The sequence below is a fragment of the Sanguibacter sp. Leaf3 genome, assembly GCF_001425965.1.
Taxonomy (GTDB): domain Bacteria; phylum Actinomycetota; class Actinomycetes; order Actinomycetales; family Cellulomonadaceae; genus Sanguibacter; species Sanguibacter inulinus.
The window spans coordinates 963192-988689 of the sequence record NZ_LMRH01000002.1 but is presented as its reverse complement, the minus strand read 5'-3'; the positions used below and the strand labels follow the sequence as shown (position 1 = coordinate 988689).

The following is a 25498-nucleotide window of genomic DNA, read 5'->3' as shown; positions in this document are numbered from 1 at the left end:
GAGGTCCCCCTAGTCCGCGACCACCTTGTCGGGGTTGAAGTGCGCTCCCGGGTCCGCGCTCTCGAACAGCGCCGTCATGACCTTCACGCCTTCGGACGAGATGTCCTCTTCCAGCCACGGCGCGTGCTCTCGACCCACTCCGTGGTGGTGCGAGATGGTCGCGTCGTTGTCGACGAAGGCCTGCTGGATGGCGCTCTTGACGGTGTCGTACTCGGCGATCGGGTCGTCCTGGAACACGAAGGCGAAGGTGAAGTACAGGCACGCACCCGAGTGGTAGGAGTGCGAGAGGTGGGACATGATCCACCCCGTCACGCCGATCCCGGCGTAGGCCTTGTGCGCTGCGGCGTACACGGCGTCGTGCACCTGGAGCAGCTTCGACCACGGGGCCGCGGTCTCCGAGACGTCCCCGGCTGCTCCCATGTCGAGCAAGAAGTCGCGCAGGTACGGGGTGTCGAACTTCTTCTGGTCGTACAGCAGCCCGGGGCCCTCGCCGACCCCCATGCCGCCGTGCTTCTTGACGATCGCGTCGACCAGCTTCTTCTGGTGCTTGGCGTGGGCCGTGCTGCCCTCGTAGCCGATGAAGGACAGGCAGATCTTGTCGAGGTCCCAGCCCTTGGCCTTCATGATGCGGGGGAGCGCGGTCTCGGCGGTGAACTTCGAGAACCCGCTGCGGGTCTTGCTCGTCGCCATCGTGAAGCCGGTCTCGTGCGCATCCGAGACCCGGGTGATGGAGGGGCTCGCGTCGGACTCGGAGATCGCCTGCATCGCGGTGATGCCGGCCTCCCACGTGGGGAAGAAGTACGCGAAGATGTTCCGCTTCTCGGGCACCCTGTGCACCTGGACGGTCACCTCGGTGATGACCCCGAGGCGCCCCTCGCTGCCGAGGATCATCTCGCGGACGCTCGGCCCGCTCGACGTGCTGGGCAGCGGACGCAGCACGAGGACGTCGCCCGGGCGCACGACGCGCAGCCCGCGGGCGATGTCGGCGATGTCGCCGTACTTGTCGGACTGCATGCCGGTCGACCGGGTGGCGACCCAGCCGCCGACGGTCGAGTGGGTGAAGCTGTCGGGGAAGTGCCCGATGGTCCAGCCTTTGGCGTTGAGCTGGGCCTCGAGGTCGGGGCCCTGCGCACCGGCCTGGATGCGGGCGAGCCCGGAGTCGGTGTCGATGTCGACGACCGCGCGCATCCGACCGAGGTCGAGCGAGACGACCGTCCGCGTCTCGGCCGGCATCGGCTCGAGGCTCCCGGCGATGTTGCTGCCGCCGCCGAAGGGGATGATCACCGCGTCGGCCGCCACGGCCGCGTCGACGACCTGCTGCACCTCGGCCTCGTCGGCCGGGTAGACCACGACGTCGGGGGAGCGCAGGATCAGGTTCCCGCGGATGCGGACGAGGTCGCGCAGGCTCTTGCCGTACGTGTGGATGACGCGCACCAGGTCGTCGACGCTCACGTGGTCGTCGCCGACGATGCCTGCGAGCGCACTCACGAAGGCCTTGGGAGCGGTGCTCGCCGGGACGTCGAGGTCGTCGAAGGACGGCTCCACGGCGCGCTCTGCGGTGTGCAGGTCGAGGCCGACCTTCTCCGCGACGAAGGGAGCGAAGCCCGGCTTGTCCTCGTGGTGGAAGCCGACCCCGTCGTTCCCCCAGCCCCACCACTTCATGTGCTTGACGGTGTCGGTCATCGCGTTCCCTTCTGGACGTGCACCACGGCGCCAGAGGGCACGGAGGTGTGGAGTCGGACGATCTCGTCGGCGAGGCGCGCGGAGAACTCCGCCGGCGACTCGTCGGGCTCGGGGAGCATGGGGGCGCCGAACACGACGTCGACCGGGGGCCGACCGCGCTTGGGCCAGCTCACGCCGCTCGGCATCGCGGTCGACGTGCCGACGAGCGCGACGGGTACGCACGGCACCTCGGCTGCGATCGCCAGGGCCGCGGCACCGCGCTTGAAGGGACGGATGCCCCCGGACTTCGAGCGTCCGCCCTCGGGGAAGATCAACAGCGGCACACCGCGCTCGAGCAGCCTGCGGGAGGTCCCGCCGCGCTTGCGCTCGCCGTTGCGCTCGACGGCGAAGGCGCTGAAGAACAGCGTGGTGAGCCACTTGCGCCACCACACGTCGAAGAAGTAGTCCGCGGCTGCCCCGGCAGCGAGGTAGCGAGAGTGCTTGCGGGGCAGCCATCCGAGGATCAGCGGCGCGTCGAGGTGGCTCGCGTGGTTCGCGACGACGATGAACGGGGGCCGTAGCTGCTCCAGCCGCTCTTCGCCGTGGACCGACACCTTGACGGTCGAACGCACGACAGGCTTGAGGAACCCCCGCTGGGCGACGAACCGGACCGCTGCGACACCCTTGGAGCTGAAGCGGTCGACCATCAGTAGTCCTCGGTTCGTGCGGCGGGTGGGGCGGGGGGCTCGGGGGCAGGAGGGCCGGCGGGTGGGGCGTCGCGTCTGCTCGACGAGATCAGGCCCGAGACCTTCCGGACCGCTCCGCGGGGGAGGTGCCGGGCGAGCCAACCGATCGCCCGGTAGCGCCGGGTGGGGATGGAGACGGCCCGTCCGCGTTCGGAGTCGCGGAGCGCGGCGGCGACGACAGCCTCGGGCTCGGTCCAGAGCCACCCGGGGACCGAGGTCCGCCGGTCTCCGTCGCGCGCGTGCCACTCGGTGCGCACCCACCCGGGCAGGACGGCCGTCACGGTGACACCCGTGCCCTGCAGCTCGACGGACAGGCCCTGCGAGTACGACGTCACCCACGCCTTCATGGCCGCGTAGGAGCCTGTCGTGAACAGGCTCTGCAGGCTCGACACGTTGATGATGGCGCCCGAGCCGCGCGCAGCCATGGACCGCCCGGCGGCCCCGCCGAGCACCAGCACAGCCCGGCACATGACGTCCATGCCGAGGTCGTGCGACGCGACGTCGCGAGAGAGCAGGGAGGTACGCACACCGGAGCCGGCGTTGTTGACGAGGAGGTCGACCGGACGGCCTGCGTCGTCGAGCCGTGCTGCGACTCTCTCGACGTCAGCCCTGACGGAGAGGTCGGCGCTGAGGGTCTCGACGGCGACGCCCCGGGTGGCGGTGAGCCTCGCCGCGGAGCGTGCGAGGCGTCCTTCGTCCCGTGCCACGAGGACGAGGTCGACGCCACGGGCAGCCAGTGCCTCGGCGAACGCGGCGCCGATGCCTGACGTGCCGCCCGTGATGAGAGCAGTAGCCATGGCGGACAGCGTACGCTACGCAGACCGTAGCGATCGGGAGGTAGACTCCCCGCACATCTCTGCGCTGGCACCGGTGCGGACGACGAAAGGTGAAGGCATGCCGGACGACCTGGCGTCGTCGGTGGACCGTTCGCGGTTCCCCGCCCCGGACTTCGACGTGCGCGACTACGCCCGCACCGCCGCAGGCAGCCACCGAGACGATCTCGGTCTCTCCATCTACCGCGAGAGGCCCCTCTCCGCCGAGACGCTCCGGATCCTGCGCTACGTCCAGGTGGTCGAGCGCTCGACCATGACGCACCTGCGCACGGTGCTCGTGACGGCTACCCACAAAGACGCACGGATCACCGCGTTCTTGGTCACGTGGGCCTTCGAGAAGTTCTGGGTCGCCGACGCGCTCGAGCAGATCCTGCTCGCCCACGAGCCCGAGGGCACGGAGCCCGACAGGGGCGCGCTGCGCACTCCCGCCGAGCGCACCATCCGCGAGTCGGTCTACGCGAACATCGTGGGCGTCCCGATGATCGCCGTGCACATGACGCAGGGGACTGTCGACGAGTGGCTGACCCAGGCCGCCTACACCCGGACGGCCGAGCTCGACCCGCACCCGCAGCTCGTCGCGACCGTCGACAGGCTCCTCGGGATCAAGCGGCGTCAGCTGGGCTTCTTCGAGGCGCAGGCACGCTTCAGGCTGCAGGAGTCGCCGCGCGCCCGGAAGATCACCCGCAGACGTCTCGCGAAGACTCCGTGGCCGATCGGCGCCAAGGCCGAGCCGCGGAGCGAGACAGACTTCTACTTCTCCTACCTCTTCGGCGACGCACCAGACCGCCTCCGCGAGCTCGACTCCCGCATCTCCGCTCTCCCCGGTCAGACCGGGCTCGATCTCCTCCGAAAGGCAGCCCGCCTGTGACCCACGAGCACCCGTCTCTCACCACCGAGCACGTCTTCCTCACCGGGGGTACGGGGTTCGTCGGGCAGGCGATCCTCGAACGGCTGCTCACCAGCCACCCCGAGACCCGCATCACCGTGCTCGTCCGCGGCAAGGGCAGCCAGACTCCGCAAGAGCGCCTCACCGGCATGCTGCGCAAGCCGGTCTTCAAGGGGTGGCGCGAGCAGCTCGGCGACGACCAGGCGCGTGCCGAGTTCGCCCGCCGGGTCACCGCCCACGAAGGCTCCCTCGGTGATGTCGGCACACTCCCGACGGACATCGACGTGGTGCTGCACAGCGCTTCCACGGTCTCCTTCGACCCGCCGATCGACGAGGCCTTCGAGACGAACGTCGGCGGAGCCCGCGGTCTGTACGGCGCGCTGCTCGAGAGCGGGAGCGACCCCCACGTCGTGCACGTCTCGACCGCCTACGTCGGCGGCATCCGCAAGGGCGTGGCCCCCGAGGGCTCGCTCACCCACGAGGTCGACTGGCGCGCCGAGCACGACGCCGCGCTCTCGGCCCGCGTGCGCGTCGAGCTCGAGTCCCGTCAGCCTGAAGCCCTCCGTCAGCACCTGCACGCTGCGAAGGCCCAGCACGGCAAGGCCGGCCCGCAGCAGGTCGCCCGTCTCGCCGAGACCGCCCGCACCGAGTGGGTGCGCGAGCGCCTCGTCGACTACGGGCGTACCCGCGCCGAGAGCCTCGGCTGGACCGACGTGTACACCCTCACCAAGGCCTTCGCCGAGCGTGCCGCCGAAGAGATGTGGGCCCAGGCCGGCCACAGGCTCACGGTGCTGCGCCCCTCGATCATCGAGAGCGCCCTGCACCACCCCTTCCCCGGGTGGATCGACGGCTTCAAGGTCGCCGACCCGCTGATCATCGCCTACGGGCGTGGACAGCTGAAGGAGTTCCCGGGCCTGCCCGACTCGGTCCTCGACATCATCCCGGTCGACTTCGTCGTCAACGCGGCGCTCGCAGCAGCCTCACGGCCTTCACCGGCCGGGGAGCCGCAGTACTTCCAGGTGGTGTCCGGGGCGAGCAACCCGCTGCCCTTCCACCGCATGTACGAGAACGTCAACGCCTACTTCACCGCCAACCCGCTGCCGGACGAGAAGGGCGACATCGCGGTCCCGCTCTGGCGGTTCCCGGGTGGGGAGAAGGTCGAGCGGGTGCTGGCCCGCCGGGAACGCCAGATCGGCCACGCGGAGCGCGTCGTCGAGCGGCTCCCTGCGACGCCTCGCACGCGGCAGTGGTTGGAGACCGTGGGGAAGAACAAGCGCGGGCTGGGCCGGCTGCGGGTCTTCGCCGAGCTGTACCGCGCGTACGTCCAGACGGAGATCGTCTTCGACGACACGAACACCCGAGCACTGCTCGCGTCGATGCCCGAGGACGAGCGCAAGGACCAGGGCTTCGACGTCACGGAGATCGACTGGGAGCACTACTTCCAAGGGATCCACCTGCCGGCCATCACCGCGCTGACCCGGGCCTTCGGCAAACGGCCGCCAGCCCGCGAGAGGGTTGAGCGCGCGCTGCCGTCGCGCGAGGACGTCGTGGCGGTCTTCGACCTCGAGGGCACGGTCCTCGGCGCGAACCTCGTGCAGCAGTACCTGCGCCTGTGGACCAGGACCGTGCCGCGCGCACGGGTCGTCCACGACCTCGCGGACCTCGTGCTCTCCTCTCGCCGGTACTGGCGTGCCGAGCGTCGCGACCGTGGCGAGTTCATCCGGACCTTCATGCGTCGCTACGAAGGCTTCAGCGTCGACGAGATCGAGCGCGAGGTGCAGGGCCGCTTCGGCCGCGCGATGCTGCGGGCGGCGCTGCCTGACGCGCTCGAGCGCGTCAGGCAGCACCGGGCCGCGGGTCACCGCACCATCCTCGTGACCGGGACGATCGACCTCATGGTCGAGCCTTTCGTGCCGTACTTCGACGAGGTGGTCGCCGGTCGCATGCACGTGCGCGACGGCGTGCTGACCGGGTACCTCGCGGACCCGCCGCTCGTCGACGAGGCCCGTGCGGCGTGGTTGCGGCAGTACGCGGCCCAGCACGACCTCGACCTCGACGCGTCCTACGGGTACGGCGACAGCCACGCAGACCTCGTGTGGCTCGAGATGCTCGGGACGCCGACAGCGGTCAACCCCGACGTCCAGCTGTCCCGCTACGCGCGACAGAAGAAGTGGGCCGTGCTGGACTGGACCCGGCGAGCCCGTCCGTCGGCTCCGTCAGCAGGGTCCGACGACCAGCAGGTCACCCTCGCGGAAGGCGTGTGACATGGCATTCGACATCGACAGGTACACAGCGACATCGGTCAGCGTGAACTGGGACGACCTCGACTTCGAGGAGTTCTCACGCACGCCCCTGCCCGAGTCGACCCTGCGCAGCCTGCGGTACATGTGCGACATCGAGTACCACACGGTCTGCTACCTGCGGGACCTGCTCGTCACGCCGTCGCACAAGGAGGCCGACGTGAGCGCCTTCATGACCATGTGGAACCGGGAAGAGTTCTGGCACGGTGAGGCGCTCGCCGCGGTGCTCGGCGCCCACGGGATCACGGTCGACTTCGACCAGCTCAAGGCGACCCGCCTCAAGCTCGGCTGGAAAGATCGCCTGGACCCCATCAAGCAGTCGATGCTCGGCAACATCGTCGGCAAGGACTTCATCGCCGTGCACATGATCTGGGGTGCGGCCAACGAGTGGTCGGCCGTCGCCGCGTACAACAGGCTCGCCGACCTCGAGAAGCACCCGGTCCTCGCGGTGCTCCTGCGACGGATCGCCAAGCAGGAGGCCCGTCACGTCGCCTTCTACGCGACCCAGGCCCGCGAGCGTCTCGGGTCGAGCAAGAAGGCCCAGGTGCTGGCCCGGTTCGCGCTGAAGAACGCGTGGGCGCCGGTCGGCTCGAGCGTCATGGAGACCGAAGAGGTCACCCATGTCATGGGTCACCTGTTCTCGGGGGAGGACGGGCTGCGCGAGATCCGCAAGCTCGACGAGCACATCTCGCGGATGCCCGGTCTCGACGGCCTGAAGATCGTCGAGACCGCCATGATCAAGCACGGCGTCGAGGTGGCGGCCGCCTGAGGTCTGGGTCGGGCGCGCGCTCAGAACTTCTCGGGCGCCGTCCGCATGCCGCTCCGGAAGGCGCGCACGCCGTCCTCGAAGGTGAGCGACGAGCCGCTGTAGAGGACGGTCTGGTCGGGACCGACGAAGATCGTGCCGCCACCCCGCACCGCGCGCACGACGGCCACGCCGTCGTCGACGGGCACGAAGGTCAACGGGTCGGACATCCCCTGGCCGGTCTTCGTGGCGAGCTGCCTGAAGAGGCTCTCGCCGCGTGCCGCCAGCGGCTCGAGCGCGGGGGAGAGCCGGGACCTCTCGACGGGCACGGGGGACGGCACGGGACGGTCGGTCTGCGGGGTGCGCAGGTCACCGCGGACCGTGGGCACGCCTGCCATCTGCGCGATGATCGCGAGGTGCTCCCACAGGCCCATCCGCTGCAGGTTCGCGGCGACGGGAGCCCCGCCCATCGCCAGCATCGGCACGAAGCCGAGGACCTCGTCCATGCTGGGCACCCCGGTGCGCTGACCGGCCTCCAGGTAGGGGGACCACTCGAAGGAGAGATCGCGGGCGGCCGGGTCTTCCATGAGGCGCAGGAGGTCGGGGAAGCCTGTCCCCACGGGCGTCACGTCGATCACGCCCCAGCGGAACTTGACCACGAGGTACCGTCCGCCGAGGTGCACGACGAGGTCGCCGAGGGCTGTCGTGAACAGGACCGTCGACCCCTCGGGCAGGTTCATGGTGCCCTCGAGCATCTGTGCCGCGTGGCCCGGGTCGACGAACCTGAAGTACCCGTCCGACACGTAGCCCGACCCGTGCTCGCGCCACGCCGAGACCACCTCGGCGGGGACCGTGGGGGCGAACCGCGCGACGGTCTGCTCGTCGATCGGCGCGTGGGCCATGAAGTGGGTGAAGGTCGGCATCGGTGTCTCTCCCGGGGGCAGCGGCACGAGTGGGTCGGGTCGATCCCACCACCTCGGCCTCGGGAGGTCGATGGAGAGTTCTCTCCGTCGCCCCGGGAGGGCCGGTGGGCGGTCGCTGCCGGAACCTGAGAGACGCACCCTGGAAAAACACCTTTCGCTCGTTCAGTTGGGTATCGTGACGTGCGACGTCATCTCACGGGCGTCGCGGCCCGCGCACCAGACGGGTCCGCCGCCAGCATCCCCGACCACCAGGAGCCTCATCACATGAACACGCCGTCGGACACCCCCACCACGGAGCTCTCGGCCGGTGAGCAGGAGCTGGCGCAGGCGTCGACGAGCCTGGTCGACACCGACACCTGGGTCGACCCCGAGCTCGCCGCACTCTGCCGTGAGGCTGCCGCGGACGGCGCTGTCCTGCTGCGCAACGACGGCACGCTCCCGTTCGCACAGCGTGCGCGCGTGGCGCTGTTCTCCCGCGTGCAGGTCGACTACTTCACCGTGGGCTACGGCTCGGGTGGCGACGTGAACGCCCCGTACTCCTGGAACCTCCTCGACGCCCTGCGCGACGCGGCCGTCGTCGACGTCGACGCCGAGCTCGCCGACCTCTACACGCAGTGGTCCAAGGACAACCAGCCTGACGAGGGCACCTGGGGCAACTGGCCCCGGTACTTCGAGGAGATGCCGATCGAGCGCGAGACCGTCCGCGCCGCCGCGTCGCGCACCGACGCCGCTGTCGTCGTCATCGGCCGCGCCGCCGGCGAGGCCCGCGAGAACACCCTCGAGCCCGGCAGCTACTACCTCACCGACGACGAGCGTGCGCTCCTCGACTCCGTGACTGCTGAGTTCGAGCGCACAGTCGTGGTCCTCGACTGCGGCAACGTCATCGACCTCGCCTGGCTCGAGGAGTACGGCGACAAGATCTCCTCGGTGCTCTACGCGTGGCAGGGCGGCATGGAGGGTGCGCGGTCGGTCGCCGACGTGCTCACGGGCGTCCAGGTGCCCGGCGGGCGCCTGACCGACACGATCGCCCGTCACTACGAGGACTACCCGAGCGCACCGAACTTCGGCGGCCTCGAGCACAACGACTACGCCGAGGACATCTACGTCGGCTACCGCTACTTCGAGACCTTCGCCCCCGAGAAGGTGCTGTTCCCCTTCGGCTTCGGCCTCGGGTACACCACCTTCGACGTCGCGACGACGGTCGAGACGTCCGCGACCGACGTGACGGTCTCGGCTACCGTGACCAACACCGGGTCGGAGCACCCGGGAGCCGAGGTCGTCCAGGTCTACGTCCAGGCGCCCGACGGCCGCCTCGGCAAGCCGGCCCGCGTCCTCGCGTCCTTCGCGAAGTCCCGCCAGCTCGCCCCGGGTGAGGACGACACCGTCGACCTGTCCTTCCCGGTCGCCTCGCTCGCCTCCTACGACGACTCGGGCGTCACCGGTCACAGGTCCGCCTACGTCCTCGAGGCCGGTACCTACACGGTCTACATCGGGACCGACGTCCGCACGGCCACCGAGGCCGGGTCCTTCACCCTCGACGAGCAGCGCGTCGTCGAGCAGCTCGCCGAGGCCTGCGCCCCCGAGGCCGAGCACGCCTTCCAGCGGATGACCCTCGACCGTGACGCCGCAGGCCAGGCGGTCGTCGCCTGGCAGGACGTCCCGACCCGTCAGTCCTCGCGCCGTGAGCGCATCGAGGCCCGCCAGGTCCCCGCCGTCGAGCAGACCGGCGACCAGGGCATCACCCTGGCCGACGTGGCCGCGGGCACCGCGACCCTCGACGCCTTCGTCGCCCAGCTCACCGACGACGAGCTCGAGGCGCTCACCCGCGGAGACCGCGTCATGGGCAGCGAGCTCGGCGCCGCCGGCAATGCTGGCGTCTTCGCCGGGATCAGCGAGTCGCTGCGCGCCAAGGGCGTCCCGCCGGTCACCACGACCGACGGACCCTCCGGCATCCGCCTCTCCGCCTACGCGTCGCTGCTGCCCTCGGGTGCTGCGCTCGCCGCGACGTGGAACACCCCGCTCGTGCGCCGCCTCGCCGCAGCCCACGGCCAGGAGATGGTCCGCAAGAACACGCACGTGCTCCTCAGCCCGGGCATGAACATCCACCGCGACCCGCTGTGCGGACGCAACTTCGAGTACTTCTCCGAAGACCCGCTCGTCACGGGCCTGGTGGCCGCCGCCGTCATCGGGGGAGTCCAGGAGGCCGGTGTCGCTGCGTGCCCCAAGCACTTCGCGGCGAACAACCAGGAGACCAACCGCAACCTCAACGACTCGCGCGTCTCCGAGCGTGCGCTCCGTGAGATCTACCTGCGCGGGTTCCAGATCGCGATCACCGAGTCGGCGCCCCGCACGATCATGACGTCCTACAACAAGATCAACGGCGTCTGGTCGCACTACAACGACGAGCTCTGCACGCAGATCCTCCGCGACGAGTGGGGCTTCACCGGCACCGTCGTGACCGACTGGTGGATGCAGCACGACACCGACCCCGACTTCCCCGCAGTCACGGACGACGCGTACCGCGTCCGCGCGCAGGTCGACGTGTTCATGCCTGGTGGCTGGTTCGACCACATCACCGGCGAGTTCGACCAGGTCGCACAGGCGTCGCTGCTCACCTCGCTCGCGCAGCCTGACGGGATCTCGCTCGGCGAGGTCCAGCGGACGGCGCGCAACGTGCTGCAGCTGACCCTGGGTCTGGGGACGCTTCGCGACACGGTCACGGCGCTGTCGGCGGGACGCGACGAGGCGTGACCTGGGCCAGCGCCCGCAGTGCGGTCTGACCAGGGCCGAGCCTGAGCTCGGCGTCGGGCACAGCCAGCGATGCTCGAGCTTGAGATGACCTCAGACACGAGGCGCGTCGACCGGAGACTGTCGGCGCGCCTCGTGCGTCCTGTTCGGACGCTGTGGGCTGCCCGGTGGACGCAGTGGGCTGCCCGGCCGGGCGTCGGCTCACCGCCCTAGGATGCTGCGCATGAGGTCGAGCGAAGCCGCCGGAACCCTGCAGGTCGTGACCTACGACGGGCTGCCCGCAGCATCCGGGGGAGCGCACGCGCTCAGGGTGAAGAATCCCACGAGCGCCAAGGAGCGGGTAGAGCGGTTCCTCGATACCTGCACGCAGTCTGGAGGACCACCGACCTGGTCCTTCCAGGTCTCGACCGCTGGTGACGCAGCCCCGACCGACAGGCTCAGGGCTTTTGCGGCCGAGCGTCTCGGCGGACCGCGCCACCGCTCCCGGACGCACACCGAGTGGGCTGTCCGTAGCGACACGGTCGACGAGGTCCTCGCCGAGCTGGTCGACGTCGGACCGCAGACCACGCGGTACCGGGCACCGCTCGCCGTGCTCACGCACTCGCTCGCGGTCACCCTCGTCGACCCGGGCACGGGTGAGCCCTGGGCCGACATCGCCCCGGAGGTCTTCGGCGGCTTCGCGGTCGACGGTTACGGACGCCTCCTGGGCGCCTCAGGGGTTCGCGCGACCTACGGCACCTCGGGCTCGACGCTCTCGCTCTGGCTCAACCTGCCCGCAGACGAGCGCCTCGCCCCGGCTGCCCGCCACGTCCAGGAGCACGTCCCTGTCACGCTCTCGACCAAGCACTGGCGGCGCTGGCAGCCGACCCGGTCGGGTGACGGGTTCAGGTCGAGCAAGATCCCGTCGCCGCTCGCCTGAGCCTGAGGCTCGTCCCACGCTCGACAAACCTCTCGCCCATCGTCTGGTGCGTCACCGCGTCGGGGTGCAGGTTGTCGGGCAGGGGGTGATCGACAGCATCGGCCTCGGAGTAGAGCTCGCGGCCGTCGAGGTAGTGCAGGTTCAGGTCGTGGGCCTGGCGCTCGTGGACGATCCGCGCGAGCTCGTCGCGGATGACGGAGAGCGTGAGCCGACCGGTGGGGGCCTCGGTGGCCTCGGCCGGGTCACCTGTCGCCGCGAAGGCCATCCGTCCCTCGGCGAGGGCTGCGACGTCGAAGGCGCCGGGACCTGGGGTGGTCTCGTGGAGCGCGCAGTAGATCGGCGAGATCACGAGCAGCGGGGTCGTCGGGTGGCCGTCGCGGATGGTGTCGAGGTACCCGTGGACCGCGGGACCGAAGGCACGGCGCCGCATCAGGTCGGAGTTGACGAGGTTGATGCCGAGCTTGAGGCTGACCAGGTCGGCGGGGGTGTCGCGGATGGCGCGAGCCACGAAAGGGTCGAGGAGGGCGCTGCCCCCGAAGCCGAGGTTCACGAGGTCGACACCCGAGCGACGGGCCGCGACGACGGGCCAGATGCCCGTGGGGTGCGTGGCGTTGGAGCCGTGGCTGATCGAGCTGCCGTGGTGCACCCAGACCGGACGCCCGCTCGGGGTCGGCTCGACGGGAGCATCTGCCCGGAGGGCGAGGAGCTCGAGGGTCTCGCTGTGCGGGAGCCACAGCTCGACGTCCTTGGCGGTGCTCGGCAGGCCGTCGAACCGTGCCGTGAAGGCCGGACCGTCGGCGACGCTCGGGGTGCCGGTGGTCATGTCGACGGTGACAGTGGTGCCCCCCGAGGTGGTCGCCTGTGCGACGACCTCGCCGTCGACGGCCAGCTCGACGATCCCGTCGGGGCGCCCGGGCAGACCCGCGTAGACGGTGCGGGTCCTCATCAGGTCGAGCTCGAGGACGGTCGCCGTGGTGCGCAGGGCGATCCTGACGCCCGAGGCCTGCGCCTCGACCATCGCGAGCTGCGGGTCGGCGCACTGCGCCCGCGCCCAGGCCGGCAGACGGTGGATGCGCACGCCGCGGCCTGTCGGCTCGAGCTCGGCGGCGCCGCGGACCACGTCCTGGGTCAGCGGGATGGAGGTGAGGGCGGAGGTCATGCTGTGCTCGTCTCTGCTGGTGCTGGTGCTGGTGCTGGTGCTGGTGCTGGTGCTGGTGGGCAGTGGCGGGCCGACGGGGTCAGCGGGTCGGCCAGTCGGAGAGCAGGGCGTCGAGGGCGTCGATGATCTGCTCCCAGCTCTCGCCGGGGGCCGGGGAGCTGTGGTCGAAGCTGCCGCCTGCCTCGAGGGTGATGAACCCCCGGATCGTGCTGCCTAGCAGCCGGGTGGCGTGGACGTGGACGGCTCCGTCGAGCGCGTAGCCGCGCAGCACGGCCTCGATGAGGCGCGCGTGCCGTGGGCCGGCGCTCGCCCGGGCGGTCTCGGTGGACAGCGGGACGACTGTCGCTGCGAAGCGTCCGGGGTGCTCGCGGGCGTAGTCGCGGAAGGCGTCGGCCAGGCCGGCGAGGGCGTCGCGACGCGTACGTCCGAGGACGGCTGCCTCGGCACGGTCGGCGAGCTCGGCGAGGGCGAGCAGCGACACGCTCTCGCGCAGCGCTGGGGTCCCGGCCACGTGCGAGTACAGGCTCGCGGTCTGCACGCCGACGCGCCGCGCGACCTCGGCGGCCGTCACGTGCTCGAAGCCGGCCTCGTCAGCCAGCTCGGCGGCGGCCTCGGCGAGGCGAGCCGGGGTGATGCCTGCGCGTGCCATGTCGGTCCTCTCGAAGATCTCTTGTCCTACAGACCATAGCATCGAACCTAATGGCTGTAGGTAGCGAGGGGTGCGAAAGCGGGTAGGTATCCGCGAGAGACGAGGGAGGGCGGCTCCGGGACGCCTCGGTGCTGCCAGCCGAGAGCTTCGCTAGTCTGCTCCGATGAGCATCTCGACGACGCCCGGTCGTGCTGTCGGCCTGGGCGGTCCCACCTGCGGTGCGCGGTCTCGACGTCTCCGTCGGCCAGCCGTCCGAGCCCTGGCGCACACGACCACGCCTGCCCCCATGCCGAACCCGACCGGGGCCTCATGAGTCAGCGCTCGACGCTCCACCAGCTGGTCCTGTTCCTCACGGCGGACGACGAAGACCGGCTCGCCGAGGAGCTGCTGTCCCGCGTCCCCGAGCTGCGGTTCGTCGACACCGCCGACCAGGAGTCGACCCCGAGCCCACGGTTCCGCACCACGCTCCGGGAGTGCACGGGGCGGCACGTGACGATCGTCGACACGCGCGTCGTCTCCGAGGGCAGGTTCCACGAGGACTACGTCGTGCCCAACCCCTCCGGGCGGTACTGGGTCTACGCGATGGTCGGCAGCGGCCTGGCGAACCTCCTGCGGTGCGTCCCCACGGACGGAGGGCTGCTCAACGGCGAGCTGCGTGCCTCGGTGCCCACAGGGGACACCGAGACGGCTGCTGTCGTCGACGAGATCTTCGGCGCAGCGCGCGCCGGAGGGACGAGGGTCGTGCCTGTCGACGTCGAGACAGGCCAGGTCGGGAGCCGCAGCGACCGGAAGATCCTCGCCTGGCCCGACGCGGCAGGACGCTTCGACGGCGGTCCGTCGGGTGTGCTCGTGAACAGCGCGACGGCACGGTTCGTCGCGAGGCGCAGCCGACGTCAGGAGGCCGCGTCCCGCTGAGGGCGCCGCCGGCCGGTCGTCTGGCGGACCGACGCCGTGCTCACCACCGAGAGCACGGCTCGACGAGCGGTGGTGGAGAGTGCCGGTCGACTGCTGCCCCCGGCCTATGCTGGGCGGGTTCGCAGGTGAGCGGGCGAGATGCGTGGCTCACCGACGGGAGACGGGGGACAGGTGAGTCAGCGCGACGCGCAGCACGACGGTGGTGCTGACGGCTCGGCACCCGTGCCTGCCACGACCCCGGGCCGGACGACCCCGCCCGCCTCGTCTCGACCCGCCTCGTCCCCACCAGCCTCGTCGCCTCCCGGCACCGTCCGGTCTCGGCCTTCGATGGCCGACGTCGCAGCCCGCGCCGGTGTCTCACTCGGGACCGTCTCGCACGTCCTCAACCACCCCGAGCGCGTCACCGACGCCACCCGCGCGAAGGTCGAGGACGTCGTCGCTGCCCTCGGGTACCGGCCGAACCGGATGGCCCGGTCCCTCGCCGGAGGACGCAGCTCGGCCATCGGTCTGGCGATGACCGACCTCAGCAACTCGCTGTTCGTCGACATCGCGCGCGGTGCCGGTGAGCACGCCGAGTCCCTCGGGATGAGCGTCCTGCTCGCCGACGGCGACAACGAGCTCGGTCGCGAGGTCCGCAACCTCGAGCTCTTCGACGAGCTGAGCGTCGCCGGCAGCATGATCACGCTGAGCGACGAAGAGCACATGGCGGCCCTGGTCGGAGCGCGCTCAGGCGGGCGCCCGCTCGTCCTGCTCAACTTCTCGGCCCCCGAGGCCTGGTTCTGCAGCGTGGCCGTCGACAACGAGCTCGGCGGGCACATCGCGACCGAGCACCTGCTCGGCACGGGTCGCACGCGTCTCGTCTTCGTCGGCGGGCCCGAGGTCCTGCGACCGGTCCACGACCGCCGTGACGGCTTCAGGCGTGCGCTCGCGGGCGCTGGTCTGGTCGCAGTCGACGAGCTCCGACCGGACGCGATCAACCGTGAGGACGGTGTCCAGATCGGCCGACGCCTCGTCGCCGACGTCCGGGCCGGGCGGGTCGACGGGATCGTCGCAGCCTCGGACCTGCTCGCGGCCGGCATCGTGCAGGTGCTCCTCGCCGAGGGGATCTCTGTGCCCTCGGACGTGGCGGTGGTCGGCTACGACAACAACCAGGCTGTCTGGGACCTCCCCGTCCCGCTGACCACCGTCGCGCAGCCCGGAGAGGAGATGGGTCGACGCGGTGCGCGCCTGGTCATCGACGAGGCGCGCACCGCGGGGCACGTCCACCAGGCTGTGCTGCTCCAGCCGCACCTCGTGGTGCGCGCGTCAGCGCCTCACGCGGGGGCCCGCACCTCGTAGGTCCCGTGCCCGACCTCGACGGGGTCGACCCCGAGGACGTCCACCTCGGCTGTCGCTCCGACGGGGACCGTGAACCTGACGACCAGCTCGTCGCCGCTGATCTCCCAGCTCACCGAGGCCTCACCGTACGGCGTGATCTGGCGTGACGCTGCCGAGGTGAGCCCGCCTCCGGGACGCGGCGCGACCCGGATCCGCCGGTATCCAGGCTCGACGGCCTCGAGTCCTGCGACCACCCTGTGCATCCAGTCAGCGACGGACCCGAGGGCGTAGTGGTTGAAGGAGGTCATGTCACCGGGGTTCACGGTGCCGTCGGGCAGCATCGAGTCCCAGCGCTCCCAGATGGTCGTCGCCCCGAGGTCGACCGTCGCGAGCCACGAGGGCGAGGTGCGCCCGAGCAGCAGCTCGTAGGCGACGTCCGTCTGGCCCGTCGAGCTGAGCGCGTCGGTGAGGACAGGCGTCCCGGCAAAACCGGTCCCGATGGTCCCACCGCCTGCCCGGACGAGCTCCGCGAGGCGCGCTCCGGCGCTGAGCCGGGCGTCGTCGTCGGGCAGGAGGTCGAAGGCGATCGCGAGAGCGTGGGCGGTCTGGGTGTCGTGCATCGGGTCCTCGCCCAGGTAGCGGCCTCGATAGGCGGCACGGACCTCGGCGGCGAGGGCGTCGTAGCGCTGCGCGTCGTCGACCCGGCCGAGGATCTCGGCCGTGCGGGCCACGGCCCAGGCCGACCTGGCGAAGTACGCCGTCGCGACCAGGTGCGGGTCGGTCTGCGCCCTGATGGGGTCTTCGGGTGGTGCGGTCGGGTCGAGCCAGTCGCCGAGCTGGAGCCCCGTGACCCACAGCCGGTCAGGTCCGGCGAGCCCGGCCACCAGGTCGACCCAGGAGGTCGCGCTCGGGTACTGCCGCTCGAGCAGCGCGTGGTCTGCCGAGCGTCCGTAGAGGGCGAGCGGCGTGAGGGAGGCGACGTCACCCCAGGCGGCGATCGCCTGCTGAGGGCTCCAGAAAGATCGCGCAGGGACCCAGGGCGCGTAGACCGGGGCGACTCCACCGAAGCGTTCCTGCTCCGACGCGAGGGTCCGCAGCCAGTCGGCCAGGAAGCCGTGCACGTCGTACAGGGTGGCGGCAGTGGGGGCGAACACCTGGATGTCCCCGGTCCAGCCGAGGCGTTCGTCGCGCTGGGGGCAGTCCGTGGGGATGTCGACGACGTTCGACCGCAGGCTCCACACGACGTTCTCGTGGAGGCGTTCGACGTCGGGGTCAGAGCAGCGGAACCAGCCCGTGCGCTCCATGTCGGAGTGGATCACGCGAGACACGACGGCGCCGGGCGCGAGGTCGCCCGGCCAGCCGGAGACCTCGGCGTAGCGGTAGCCGTGGACAGTGAACCGTGGCTCCCACTCGACGGCGTCGCCGGCCGTGACGATCTCGTCGGTCGACGCCGCCTCCCGCAACGTCCGGGTGTAGATCGCGCCGTCCTGCAGCACCTCCGCATGGCGGACCCGCACGACCGTCCCTGCGGGTGCTGCGGGGATCCGCAGCCTCGGGCGCCCCGAGTGGTTCTGCCCGTAGTCGAGCAGGTAGGTGCCCGGCCCTGTGCAGGTGACGGAGACAGGGGCGATCTCCTCGACGCACCGCACCGGCGGGCCGTCCGGGGCACCGAGCACCCCGTGGTCGAGCGCGTGCTCGACCACGGGGTGCCAGGTGGAGTCGTCGAAGCCTGGCTCGGACCAGCCCGTCGGGTGGAGCCGCGCGTCGTAGGTCTCGCCGTCGTAGAGGCTCGACCGGGTGAGCGGACCTGGGGTGCTGCGCCAGGAGCCGTCCGTGACGACTGTCGTGGTGCCCTCGGCCGTGGTCACCTCGAGCTGGGCGAGCAGTCCGACGTGCGAGCCGTAGACGTCCCAGGACCCACCCTCGAAGCCGAGGCGACCACGGAACCAGCCGTCGGCGAGCCATGCACCGATCGCGTTGTCGCCGGGCACCACGAGATCGGTCACGTCGTAGGTGAGCACACGCAGCCGGTCCTGGTACGGCGTCCAGCCGGGGATCAGCTCGTCTGCGCCGACGCGCACCCCGTTGATCTCGACCTCGGCGACGCCGTGGGCGGTGACGCTCAGGCGGGCTCTGCGGACCTCGCCGGAGCCGGCCGCCTCGGTCGAGCTGGCGGCCTCCGCAGGGCTCGCGTCCTCCGCTGGGCTCGCGGCCCCGACAGAGCCGGCGGCCTCGACCGGGCGGTCCGAGACGACTGGGCCAGGGGGCAGCGTGAACTCGCGGCGCAGCAGAGGGGCGCGACGGTCGAGCCCTCGGCCCTCGTCGTAGCCCGGGCCGACGAGCCGCGCCTGCCAGCCGGCGGGGGAGAGGCCACGCTCGGCGACCACGGGATCGCTCAGCGGTCCCCAGACGCCAGAGTCAGCGTCGCGGGTGCGCACCCGGACCACGGCCCGCTCTCGCGGGGCGAGCGAAGGACCGGGCCAGGCGACGAGCACCTGCTCGTCGGTCTCGACGACGGCCCTCGCGGCGTTGACCACCGTGCCGTCGGGCGCGGTGATCTCCCACGACACCTCGGCGGCCCCCTGCCCGTAGCCGGCAGGCGCCTCGGCGAGCGACCAGGAGAGCCGAGGTCGTTCTTCGTCGATGCCGAGGGCAGGCTGCGGGTGGTGCTCGATGCGGACCGTGGGTGCTGCGAGGGACGTCATGCGGGGCCTCCAGGTGCTGCGGGTGCGGAACTGCGGGACTGCGGGTGCGGGGGACTACCGGGCTGCGGGTGCGGCGGAGACCTCCTCGACCTCGTCGTCGGCCACGCGGGGATACCTGTTGATCCAGAAGATCCCGATCAGCGCTCCGCAGGCGATGCACGCGGCGACGAAGAAGAACAGCAGGCTCGGGCTGGAGTCGAGGAGCGTCGGTGTCCACAGCGCGACGACCGCGGCGACCACCCGGGTGATCGCGATCATCACACCCTGGGCTGTGCTGCGGTAGACGGTCGGGAACAGCTCTTGCGCCCAGATCTTGAACATCGGCTCACCGGCGATGGCTCCGGCGATCGAGCCGACGACCCCCATGGTGACGAGCGTCCAGAGGTGCACGCCCAGGATCGCCGGGACCAGGTAGCCCGCCGTGTAGAAGACGGCCATCACGGTGAACCACCGCATCCGGTTGCTGCCGTCGACGATCCGCATGAGCAGGTACGTGGCACCGAAGGCGATGCCGAAGGTGATGAAGGAGACCGTCGAGGCGAGCTGCACAGTCGACCCGGCGAGGTTCACGTACATGTAGGTGTTGAACTGTCCGCCGGTGTTCGCGCCGATGTTGACGAGCGCGTAGAAGAGGGCGACGGCGAGCATCGGGGCGAGGAACGGCCCGCGGAGCAGCTGCTTGAGGGTGCCGAGGTCGACCGAGTCGCCCGGCGCGGCCTGACCCGGCCCACCACCGGTGGCTGCAGGGGCCAGAGCCGGGTCGCCCTGGTGGGCGGCGGCCCACAGGTGGGACTCGGGCAGGCGGGCGCGCAGCACCATGGTGACGATGGCGACGACGGTGAGGTGCACGTAGAGCGCGCGGCCTCCGGTCTGGCCCATGTTCCCGACGATGATCCCGAGCAGCTGGGCGGCGAGGATCCCGACGAGCCAGAGGATGTGCGAGAACGAGACGAGTCTGCCGCGGGCCCCTTCGGGAGCCTCTTCGGCGATCATCGCCAAGGAGACCGGGAGGTCTGCGCCGACGGCGATACCGAGCAGGACGACGCCGACGTAGAGGAGTGCCGGTCCGCCCGCCACGACCATGAGGGCCGCGCCCACGGTGTAGAGCGCCATCGTGACCATGAAGACGCGCTTGCGACCGTAGAGGTCTCCGAGCCGGCCGCCGATCAGTGCGCCCACGGCGATCATGAAGGTCAGGAGCGCAGACAGCCGGCCGATGTCGCCGGTGGTGAGCCCGAGAGGCTCTTGGTAGAGCACGAGGGCCGTGCCCGTGCTGATGATGGCCGCGGCGTCCAGGTACGACGCCATGCCGGCCACCGAGGTGCGGAACCACACCTGTCCGGGGATGCGGGGCTCTGCGGCCCGTGAGGTCTCCATCGAGCTCAAGTCTCCTTCGTCGATCGGCGGTGATCGTGCGGGGGCTCCCGCGGCTTCGTCCGTCTCAACCTTGAAACGTTTCAAATGAAGCGCTTCAAAGTGTGCTCCGATTCGGGCGGGGTGTCAACGCCGACGAGCGGCGGGGTGAGGCGGGTGGCAGGGTGTGCTCTGCACAGCGTCGGACCGCCCCGTGCTCTGCACGGCGACCGGCTCCCACCACAGAACGAGGCCCTCTCATGACCAGCACAGTCCTCGTCGCCGGGGCGACAGGCGACCTCGGTCGCCGGATCGTCCGCGAGCTCCTCGGCCTCGACGCCCAGGTCCGCGTCCTGACCCGCCAGGGCAGCAGCGCCGCGGACGACCTCTTCGGCGGCGACGGGCGTGTCGAGGTCGCCGCTGCGGCCTACTCGGACCACGCGGCCCTGACCGCAGCTCTCGCAGGTGCCGATGTCGTCGTCTCGGCTGTCAGCGGCACCCGCCCGGTGATCGTCGACGCCCAGCGGGCCCTGCTGCGCGCTGCGGTCGCCGCAGGTGTCCCGAGGTTCGTCCCCTCGGACTACTCGGCCGACTACAGGCGGATCTCGCCCGGGAGCAACCGCAACTTCGAGCTGCGGCGCGAGCTCGCCGCGGAGGTCGACGCCGCGCCGGTCCGTGCGACGTCTGTCCTCAACGGCATGTTCGCCGAGCTGCTGCTCGACGAGGCGCCGATGATCCTCTTCGGACGGCGACGCGTGCTGTTCTGGTCCTCGGCCGACCAGGTCCTCGACTTCACCACGAAGGACGACGTGGCGCGCGCGACAGCGCTCACGGCCCTCGACGACGACGCTCCGAGGGTCCTCGAGATCGCCGGGTCCAGCATCTCGGCCAGGGACCTCGCGCAGACGCTGTCAGAGCTGACGGGGACCCCTTTCCGGCTGCAGTGGGCCGGGACGACGCGGACTCTGTCGGCGATGGCCGCCGTGGGGCGGCGGCTGTCGAGGGGTCCCGAGGAGACCTTCCCGGCCTGGCAGGGGATGCAGTACTTCGTGAGCATGTTCAGCGGCGAGGCACAGCTGAGGCACGTCGACAACGAACGCTTCGGCCCGCACGACTGGACGACGGTCCGCGACGTCCTCGCGGCGCACCTCGCCTGATCGCCCGTGCTGCACGTCGGTCCTGGACGGTCGTCCGGCTGACGCAGGTGCGGGCGCAGAGTCATCTGTCCCGGACGCGACGCTGCAGCATCGTCAAGACCTTGATCAGGCGGGGGATCGCCAGGCCGACGGCGAGCGGGACGACCACGGCGGTGAGCACGGCTGCTCGGAGCACGGGGTGCCACGCTTGTGCCAGCGGCGTCATGGCGATCTGGCCCAGGGCGACGAGGGGGAAGATGACCAACCACGTGGCGAGGATGCGCACGGGCAGGCTGGGTGGGGTGATCTGAGGCATAGGGGCTCCAATTCCAACTACGTGGTTGGGTAGAAGGTATGCCGCGACGGATCAGATGGCAACTGTCTGGTTGGCACGTAGCATGGCCGGATGGTCAGAGATTCCGGACGCACAAAACGGCTCCTCCTCGACGCGGCGACTGAGGAGTTCGCCCAGCACGGCCTCGCCGGCGCCCGGGTGGACCGGGTCGCGGCCGCGGCAGGGGTCAACAAGGAGCGCATCTACCAGTACTACGGCAGCAAGGACTCGCTCTTCGGTACGGTTCTCGAGCACCACCTGGCCGCGGTCATGGATGCCGTGCCCCTCGAGGGAGAGGGCCCGGAGGCGATCCTCGACTACGCAGGCAGGGTCTTCGACCACCACGCCGCGAACCAGACGCTGGCTCGGCTGACCTTCTGGGAGGGGCTCGAGCGGGAGTCGCACGTCGCCGAGGCTGCTCGGCGTGAGCACTCCGAGCGCAAGGTCGACGCTGTCGTGCGCGCGTACCCGGCGCTCGGGCGCGAGGGCGCTCAAGACCTGCTGCTCACCGTCGTGACGCTGTGCAACGCCTGGCCTGTGCTCCGCGGGACCGACACCCTCTTCGGCTCAGCCTCGAAGGACCCCGCACGGACGGCGCGGCGCCGGCGTGCCGTGATCGCTGCGGTGCAGGGCACGCTCGACGCCGTCGGCGACAGCTGACCCGGAGCCCGCTCCGCGGCGCCCAGGGGAGGGGCGAGCAGCACGGGACGGACTGAGGGGGTTCGGACAGTACCCCCTTCCCCGGTGGCGGACCGGGGGCTCGGCACTGCACGATGGACGCAGGTTCGACGACGCGGCCCAGTCCCGTCGGCCTGACCCACCCCCACCTCATCACCGGATGGAGCACCCATGCCCACCACAGTCTCCGCTTACGCAGCGACAGCCCCCGACCAGCCGCTCGAGCTCACCACCATCGAGCGCCGCGACGTCGGGCCGCTCGACGTCCGCATCGACATCAAGTTCGCCGGCATCTGCCACTCTGACATCCACACCGCCCGCGGTGAGTGGGGCGGCGTCCAGTACCCGATCGTCGTCGGCCACGAGATCGCCGGTGTCGTCGCCGAGATCGGCTCCGACGTCACGAAGTTCTCCGTCGGCGACCGCGTCGGCGTCGGCTGCATGGTCAACTCCTGCGGCGAGTGCGCCCAGTGCCAGAAGGGCCTCGAGCAGTACTGCCTCAAGGGCAACATCGGCACCTACGCCGGGACCGACGTCGACGGCACGCCCACCCAGGGTGGGTACTCGCAGCAGATCGTCGTGACCGAGAAGTTCGTGCTCAACATCCCGGACGGCCTCGAGCTCGACGTCGCCGCCCCGCTGCTCTGCGCCGGTATCACCACCTACTCGCCCCTGCACCACTGGGGTGCTGGTCCTGGCAAGAAGGTCGCCGTCGTCGGCATGGGTGGGCTCGGCCACATGGCCGTCAAGCTCGCGCACGCCCTCGGCGCTGACGTGACCGTGCTCTCGCAGTCCCTCAAGAAGCAGGAAGACGGGCTGCGCCTCGGCGCCGACCGCTACTTCGCGACGAGCGACCCTGAGACCTTCACCGAGCTCGCGAGCTCCTTCGACCTCATCATCAACACCGTGAGCGCCGAGATCGACCTCAACGCCTACCTCGGCCTCCTCGCCGTGGACGGCACGATGGTCAACGTGGGTGCCCCGCCCACCCCGCTGCCCGTCCAGGTGTTCTCGCTCATCCCGTCGCGCCGCTCCTTCGCAGGCTCGGCCATCGGGTCGATCGGCGAGACCCAGGAGATGCTCGACTTCTGCGCCGAGCACGGCATCGGCGCCGAGATCGAGGTCATCTCGGCCGACAAGGTCAACGAGGCCTGGGAGCGCGTGCTCGCCTCGGACGTGCGCTACAGGTTCGTCATCGACACGTCGACGCTGGCCTGAGGCCTGCTCGATCCGTCAGCACGGTGCGTGGTGCGCGCCGAGTGCACGCCAGCGAGGCCCGGGACGCGTCCAGCGTCCCGGGCCTCGCCCGTGCGGGGCACAGTGTCGAGACCGGGTCGAGACAGACAGCATGGCGTCATAGCTGGGCCGGGCTCGACCATGCCGGGCTCGACCATGCCGGGCTCGACCGTGCCGGGGTCGAACGGGCGTGGCGTGAACCGATCGGGGTAGGTGCCGTCTCGTCGATGAGCAGCCGTTGGACGGGGACCTCAGCGCCCCATCCTCGACGGGTGCTCCGCGAGGAGTGCAGCCTCTTCGCCCAGCGTCAGGCCTGACCGACGCTCGCGGTCGAGGCCACGGTGCCGCTCGTCGTCGAGCACACGCCGGATCGTCTCCTGGAGCGGGCAGACAGCCCCGCCGCTCGCCCTGTACGCGCGGTTGCTGCGCCGTGAGAAGCCGGAATCCTCGACGGGGATCCACAGCGGCAGCGACCTGGGCCCTGCCCACCACCGGACGTCGCGGACGAGCAGCCAGGCGTCGTCGCCCTCGACGATGTCGCTGGTGGACCCGGTGACAGCCTGCGCCTGCACCACGAAGTCGGCGAAGGTGTGCGTGTCTCCGACAGCGTTGATCGTCCCTGTCGTCCCAGCAGCACCCGCACGGACGACCCAGGCGGCGAGGTCAGCCACGTCGATCACCTGGACGAACCGTCCGGCAGCGGTCGGTGCGAGGACAGGTCCGCCGTGGGCCAGGCGCGCGGGCCAGTAGCCGAAGCGGTCGCTCGGGTCGCCAGCTCCGACGATCAGACCAGGGCGGGCGACCAGCAGCCTGTCGCCGACGTGCTCGGCAGTCGCACGTTCTGCGGCCACCTTGGCCTGCCCGTAGTCGGTCAGGTCGACAGGGTCGACGACAGCGGCTGACTCGTCCGCGCCGGGCTCGTCGTTCGTCGCGTACACCGAGACCGTCGAGACGAGCGTCCAGTGGCGCGCTCGCCCGGCCAGCGCCTCGAGCGCGGGGACGACGAGCTTGAGGTCGTAGGAAAGCTCTACGACGTCGTCCCACTCGCCCGTGAGCGCGTCGTACGCGCCGGGCGCTGTGCGGTCCGCGGTGACCAGCCGCACGCCCGCAGGGACCGCCCCGGACTCTCCGCGGGCCAGGCAGACCACCTCGGCGCCGTCGTCGAGGGCCGCCCGAGCGATCTTGTGGCCGAGCCAGGCCGTCCCACCGAGGACCAGGATGCGTCGCATGCCTCCAGTAGACAGGATGCGTTCAGGCCTGAGGCAGAGATCTGCTCAGAGCAGACGGCGCACCGGGCGCAGTCACCATCGGTACGGCTCGGCCACGGTGGGCCCCGTCTCGGGAGTCTGGACACGCTGCGCCCACTCACGGGCGCGCTCACGTCTCCGTCGGGCGAGCACTCCCGTGACGACAGCCTCGAGCATGTGCCCGCCGACCACGAAGACCAGCAGAGCCGTCAGGCGCGGCCAGCCTGCGGCATGCACCACGATCTCGGCGACACCGATGAGCGTGAGCATGACGACCAGCGACCTGACGGTCTCTCGGACAGGTGGACGGGGCATGGACCTCGGCTCCTTCGGCGGGGGACGTGTCGATCCGACGGACGCTAGCACGCTGCTCTGCTGGGGGAGAGGTGACGACTGGGCCTCGGTGGCGGTCCAGCGTGCTGCCGCTCGTGCGCTGACGTGACGTGACCGGGCGGACGGGTGCACACCGTGGCACGATCGCTCAGCGGCCGGGCCGGCACCGGGAGCCGCGAAGAGGACTGGCGTCGCAGGCAGACGTCGACGACGAGAGGACGCCTGACCAGATGACGACGACCCTGACGATCGACGGATCGGCGGTCCACGACATCCCGTCGCTCTACGCCGAGCTGAACCGTGTGCTCATGCCGGACGAGGAGTGGACGCTGGGGGAGAGCCTCGACGCTCTCGACGACCTGCTGTACGGCGGGTTCGGGGTGCTCGACGGCTCAGCGCCCGTGAGCATCTGCTGGCAGGACCACAGCAGTGCGCGTGACGCGCTCGGCCTCGAGGCCACCCTCGCCTACTACCAGGCGAAGCTGGCACGGCCGGAGGTGTACTCGGTCTCGGTGGCGGAGGCCGCGATCACGGCCCTGCGTGCAGGCACGGGTCCGACGTACTTCGAGCTGGTCCTCCAGGTGTTCGAGAGCCACACGAACATCGACCTGACTCTCGTCTGAGCCCAGCGTGGCCTCGCCCGCAGCGGTGTGCAGGCGCCGCGATGCAGCGCG

The 25498-nt window shown here is 70.8% G+C and carries 22 protein-coding genes; 11 read left to right on the top strand and 11 right to left on the bottom strand.

The features are described from left to right. Positions 1-9: 9 nt before the first annotated feature. Genes ASG53_RS11780 through ASG53_RS11770 form a run of 3 tightly spaced genes read right to left on the bottom strand, consistent with a single transcriptional unit; the run spans position 10 to position 3205 of the window. Positions 10-1683 carry an FAD-binding oxidoreductase gene (locus ASG53_RS11780; protein ID WP_056133086.1) on the bottom strand — a complete coding sequence of 558 codons (1674 nt, stop codon included), beginning with the start codon at positions 1681-1683 and terminating at the stop codon, positions 10-12. After that, positions 1680-2369 carry a lysophospholipid acyltransferase family protein gene (locus tag ASG53_RS11775; RefSeq protein WP_056133084.1) on the bottom strand — a complete coding sequence of 230 codons (690 nt, stop codon included), beginning with the start codon at positions 2367-2369 and terminating at the stop codon, positions 1680-1682. The genes ASG53_RS11780 and ASG53_RS11775 overlap by 4 nt, the downstream gene beginning before the upstream one ends. After that, on the bottom strand, positions 2369-3205 hold the full coding sequence (locus ASG53_RS11770) for an SDR family NAD(P)-dependent oxidoreductase (protein WP_056133082.1): 837 nt from the start codon (positions 3203-3205) through the stop codon (positions 2369-2371). Before ASG53_RS11770 ends, ASG53_RS11775 begins: the two co-directional genes overlap by 1 nt. Before the next feature lie 97 nt (positions 3206-3302). Between ASG53_RS11770 and ASG53_RS11765 the strand changes: the two genes are divergently transcribed. Genes ASG53_RS11765 through ASG53_RS11755 form a run of 3 tightly spaced genes read left to right on the top strand, consistent with a single transcriptional unit; the run spans position 3303 to position 7196 of the window. Next, the gene (locus ASG53_RS11765) at positions 3303-4109 is read left to right on the top strand and encodes a hypothetical protein (RefSeq protein WP_056133078.1); all 807 of its coding nucleotides are present in this window, start codon (positions 3303-3305) and stop codon (positions 4107-4109) included. Continuing rightward, positions 4106-6391 (top strand): HAD-IB family phosphatase, encoded by a 2286-nt coding sequence (locus tag ASG53_RS11760; RefSeq protein ID WP_056133075.1) that lies wholly within the window; start codon positions 4106-4108, stop codon positions 6389-6391. The genes ASG53_RS11765 and ASG53_RS11760 overlap by 4 nt, the downstream gene beginning before the upstream one ends. Position 6392: 1 nt before the next feature. Continuing rightward, entirely contained in the window at positions 6393-7196 is an 804-nt protein-coding gene (locus ASG53_RS11755) for a ferritin-like domain-containing protein (RefSeq protein ID WP_056133072.1), read from the top strand. A gap of 20 nt (positions 7197-7216) precedes the next feature. Here the strand turns inward: ASG53_RS11755 and ASG53_RS11750 are convergent, their stop codons facing one another. Next, positions 7217-8095 (bottom strand): T6SS immunity protein Tdi1 domain-containing protein, encoded by an 879-nt coding sequence (locus ASG53_RS11750; protein ID WP_156382760.1) that lies wholly within the window; start codon positions 8093-8095, stop codon positions 7217-7219. Between the two features lie 264 nt (positions 8096-8359). Between ASG53_RS11750 and ASG53_RS11745 the strand changes: the two genes are divergently transcribed. After that, positions 8360-10846: a beta-glucosidase gene (locus ASG53_RS11745; protein WP_056133066.1), complete on the top strand. Its 2487-nt coding sequence runs from the start codon at positions 8360-8362 to the stop codon at positions 10844-10846. A gap of 220 nt (positions 10847-11066) precedes the next feature. Then, positions 11067-11762: a hypothetical protein gene (locus ASG53_RS11740; RefSeq protein WP_056133064.1), complete on the top strand. Its 696-nt coding sequence runs from the start codon at positions 11067-11069 to the stop codon at positions 11760-11762. Here ASG53_RS11740 and ASG53_RS11735 read toward each other — a convergent pair. Both ASG53_RS11735 and ASG53_RS11730 read right to left on the bottom strand, forming a co-directional pair. Then, the gene (locus ASG53_RS11735) at positions 11728-12921 is read right to left on the bottom strand and encodes an SGNH/GDSL hydrolase family protein (RefSeq protein WP_056133061.1); all 1194 of its coding nucleotides are present in this window, start codon (positions 12919-12921) and stop codon (positions 11728-11730) included. The genes ASG53_RS11740 and ASG53_RS11735 overlap by 35 nt on opposite strands. Positions 12922-13000: 79 nt before the next feature. Beyond that, positions 13001-13570 carry a TetR-like C-terminal domain-containing protein gene (locus ASG53_RS11730; RefSeq protein ID WP_056133058.1) on the bottom strand — a complete coding sequence of 190 codons (570 nt, stop codon included), beginning with the start codon at positions 13568-13570 and terminating at the stop codon, positions 13001-13003. A gap of 309 nt (positions 13571-13879) precedes the next feature. On the opposite strand from ASG53_RS11730, the gene ASG53_RS11725 reads away from it, so the two are divergent. Both ASG53_RS11725 and ASG53_RS11720 read left to right on the top strand, forming a co-directional pair. Further along, positions 13880-14485 (top strand): hypothetical protein, encoded by a 606-nt coding sequence (locus ASG53_RS11725; protein ID WP_056133055.1) that lies wholly within the window; start codon positions 13880-13882, stop codon positions 14483-14485. A 327-nt stretch (positions 14486-14812) separates the two neighbouring features. Then, positions 14813-15823 (top strand): LacI family DNA-binding transcriptional regulator, encoded by a 1011-nt coding sequence (locus tag ASG53_RS11720; protein WP_056133052.1) that lies wholly within the window; start codon positions 14813-14815, stop codon positions 15821-15823. Here ASG53_RS11720 and ASG53_RS11715 read toward each other — a convergent pair. Together ASG53_RS11715 and ASG53_RS11710 are read right to left on the bottom strand one after the other, a co-directional pair. Then, entirely contained in the window at positions 15799-18507 is a 2709-nt protein-coding gene (locus tag ASG53_RS11715) for an alpha-L-rhamnosidase (protein WP_056133049.1), read from the bottom strand. The genes ASG53_RS11720 and ASG53_RS11715 overlap by 25 nt on opposite strands. Before the next feature lie 54 nt (positions 18508-18561). Next, entirely contained in the window at positions 18562-19884 is a 1323-nt protein-coding gene (locus tag ASG53_RS11710) for an MFS transporter (protein ID WP_056133047.1), read from the bottom strand. A 236-nt stretch (positions 19885-20120) separates the two neighbouring features. Here ASG53_RS11710 and ASG53_RS11705 point away from each other — a divergent pair, with 236 nt between their 5' ends. Then, a complete protein-coding gene (locus tag ASG53_RS11705) occupies positions 20121-21017 on the top strand; it encodes an NmrA family NAD(P)-binding protein (protein ID WP_056133044.1) in 897 nt (298 codons plus the stop codon). A 61-nt stretch (positions 21018-21078) separates the two neighbouring features. Here ASG53_RS11705 and ASG53_RS11700 read toward each other — a convergent pair whose 3' ends face one another. Next, the gene (locus ASG53_RS11700; RefSeq protein ID WP_056133041.1) at positions 21079-21312 is read right to left on the bottom strand and encodes a hypothetical protein; all 234 of its coding nucleotides are present in this window, start codon (positions 21310-21312) and stop codon (positions 21079-21081) included. A gap of 90 nt (positions 21313-21402) precedes the next feature. On the opposite strand from ASG53_RS11700, the gene ASG53_RS11695 reads away from it, so the two are divergent. Together ASG53_RS11695 and ASG53_RS11690 are read left to right on the top strand one after the other, a co-directional pair. Then, positions 21403-21990: a TetR/AcrR family transcriptional regulator gene (locus tag ASG53_RS11695; protein ID WP_056133038.1), complete on the top strand. Its 588-nt coding sequence runs from the start codon at positions 21403-21405 to the stop codon at positions 21988-21990. A gap of 189 nt (positions 21991-22179) precedes the next feature. Then, positions 22180-23226, top strand: coding sequence for an NAD(P)-dependent alcohol dehydrogenase (locus ASG53_RS11690; protein WP_056133036.1), 1047 nt, complete (start codon positions 22180-22182; stop codon positions 23224-23226). A 269-nt stretch (positions 23227-23495) separates the two neighbouring features. On the opposite strand, the gene ASG53_RS11685 is transcribed toward ASG53_RS11690, so the two are convergent. Both ASG53_RS11685 and ASG53_RS11680 read right to left on the bottom strand, forming a co-directional pair. Next, the gene (locus ASG53_RS11685) at positions 23496-24473 is read right to left on the bottom strand and encodes an NAD-dependent epimerase/dehydratase family protein (protein WP_056133032.1); all 978 of its coding nucleotides are present in this window, start codon (positions 24471-24473) and stop codon (positions 23496-23498) included. Positions 24474-24545: 72 nt separating this feature from the next. Further along, entirely contained in the window at positions 24546-24806 is a 261-nt protein-coding gene (locus ASG53_RS11680; protein ID WP_056133029.1) for a hypothetical protein, read from the bottom strand. 248 nt (positions 24807-25054) lie between these two features. Between ASG53_RS11680 and ASG53_RS11675 the strand changes: the two genes are divergently transcribed. Continuing rightward, on the top strand, positions 25055-25447 hold the full coding sequence (locus tag ASG53_RS11675; RefSeq protein ID WP_056133027.1) for a barstar family protein: 393 nt from the start codon (positions 25055-25057) through the stop codon (positions 25445-25447). Positions 25448-25498: the final 51 nt, after the last annotated feature.

What these genes read in the sequence shown, in the direction of transcription:
- ASG53_RS11750 (WP_156382760.1), bottom strand. Translation starts at nt 8,095, where the DNA reads ATGCCGACCTTCACCCACTTCATGGCCCACGCGCCGATCGACGAGCAG.
- ASG53_RS11730 (WP_056133058.1), bottom strand. Translation starts at nt 13,570, where the DNA reads ATGGCACGCGCAGGCATCACCCCGGCTCGCCTCGCCGAGGCCGCCGCC.
- ASG53_RS11695 (WP_056133038.1), top strand. Translation starts at nt 21,403, where the DNA reads ATGGTCAGAGATTCCGGACGCACAAAACGGCTCCTCCTCGACGCGGCG.
- ASG53_RS11745 (WP_056133066.1), top strand. Translation starts at nt 8,360, where the DNA reads ATGAACACGCCGTCGGACACCCCCACCACGGAGCTCTCGGCCGGTGAG.
- ASG53_RS11735 (WP_056133061.1), bottom strand. Translation starts at nt 12,921, where the DNA reads ATGACCTCCGCCCTCACCTCCATCCCGCTGACCCAGGACGTGGTCCGC.
- ASG53_RS11710 (WP_056133047.1), bottom strand. Translation starts at nt 19,884, where the DNA reads ATGGAGACCTCACGGGCCGCAGAGCCCCGCATCCCCGGACAGGTGTGG.
- ASG53_RS11755 (WP_056133072.1), top strand. Translation starts at nt 6,393, where the DNA reads ATGGCATTCGACATCGACAGGTACACAGCGACATCGGTCAGCGTGAAC.
- ASG53_RS11690 (WP_056133036.1), top strand. Translation starts at nt 22,180, where the DNA reads ATGCCCACCACAGTCTCCGCTTACGCAGCGACAGCCCCCGACCAGCCG.
- ASG53_RS11700 (WP_056133041.1), bottom strand. Translation starts at nt 21,312, where the DNA reads ATGCCTCAGATCACCCCACCCAGCCTGCCCGTGCGCATCCTCGCCACG.
- ASG53_RS11675 (WP_056133027.1), top strand. Translation starts at nt 25,055, where the DNA reads ATGACGACGACCCTGACGATCGACGGATCGGCGGTCCACGACATCCCG.
- ASG53_RS11740 (WP_056133064.1), top strand. Translation starts at nt 11,067, where the DNA reads ATGAGGTCGAGCGAAGCCGCCGGAACCCTGCAGGTCGTGACCTACGAC.
- ASG53_RS11765 (WP_056133078.1), top strand. Translation starts at nt 3,303, where the DNA reads ATGCCGGACGACCTGGCGTCGTCGGTGGACCGTTCGCGGTTCCCCGCC.
- ASG53_RS11775 (WP_056133084.1), bottom strand. Translation starts at nt 2,369, where the DNA reads ATGGTCGACCGCTTCAGCTCCAAGGGTGTCGCAGCGGTCCGGTTCGTC.
- ASG53_RS11770 (WP_056133082.1), bottom strand. Translation starts at nt 3,205, where the DNA reads ATGGCTACTGCTCTCATCACGGGCGGCACGTCAGGCATCGGCGCCGCG.
- ASG53_RS11705 (WP_056133044.1), top strand. Translation starts at nt 20,121, where the DNA reads ATGACCAGCACAGTCCTCGTCGCCGGGGCGACAGGCGACCTCGGTCGC.
- ASG53_RS11685 (WP_056133032.1), bottom strand. Translation starts at nt 24,473, where the DNA reads ATGCGACGCATCCTGGTCCTCGGTGGGACGGCCTGGCTCGGCCACAAG.
- ASG53_RS11680 (WP_056133029.1), bottom strand. Translation starts at nt 24,806, where the DNA reads ATGCCCCGTCCACCTGTCCGAGAGACCGTCAGGTCGCTGGTCGTCATG.
- ASG53_RS11720 (WP_056133052.1), top strand. Translation starts at nt 14,813, where the DNA reads ATGGCCGACGTCGCAGCCCGCGCCGGTGTCTCACTCGGGACCGTCTCG.
- ASG53_RS11725 (WP_056133055.1), top strand. Translation starts at nt 13,880, where the DNA reads ATGAGTCAGCGCTCGACGCTCCACCAGCTGGTCCTGTTCCTCACGGCG.
- ASG53_RS11715 (WP_056133049.1), bottom strand. Translation starts at nt 18,507, where the DNA reads ATGACGTCCCTCGCAGCACCCACGGTCCGCATCGAGCACCACCCGCAG.
- ASG53_RS11780 (WP_056133086.1), bottom strand. Translation starts at nt 1,683, where the DNA reads ATGACCGACACCGTCAAGCACATGAAGTGGTGGGGCTGGGGGAACGAC.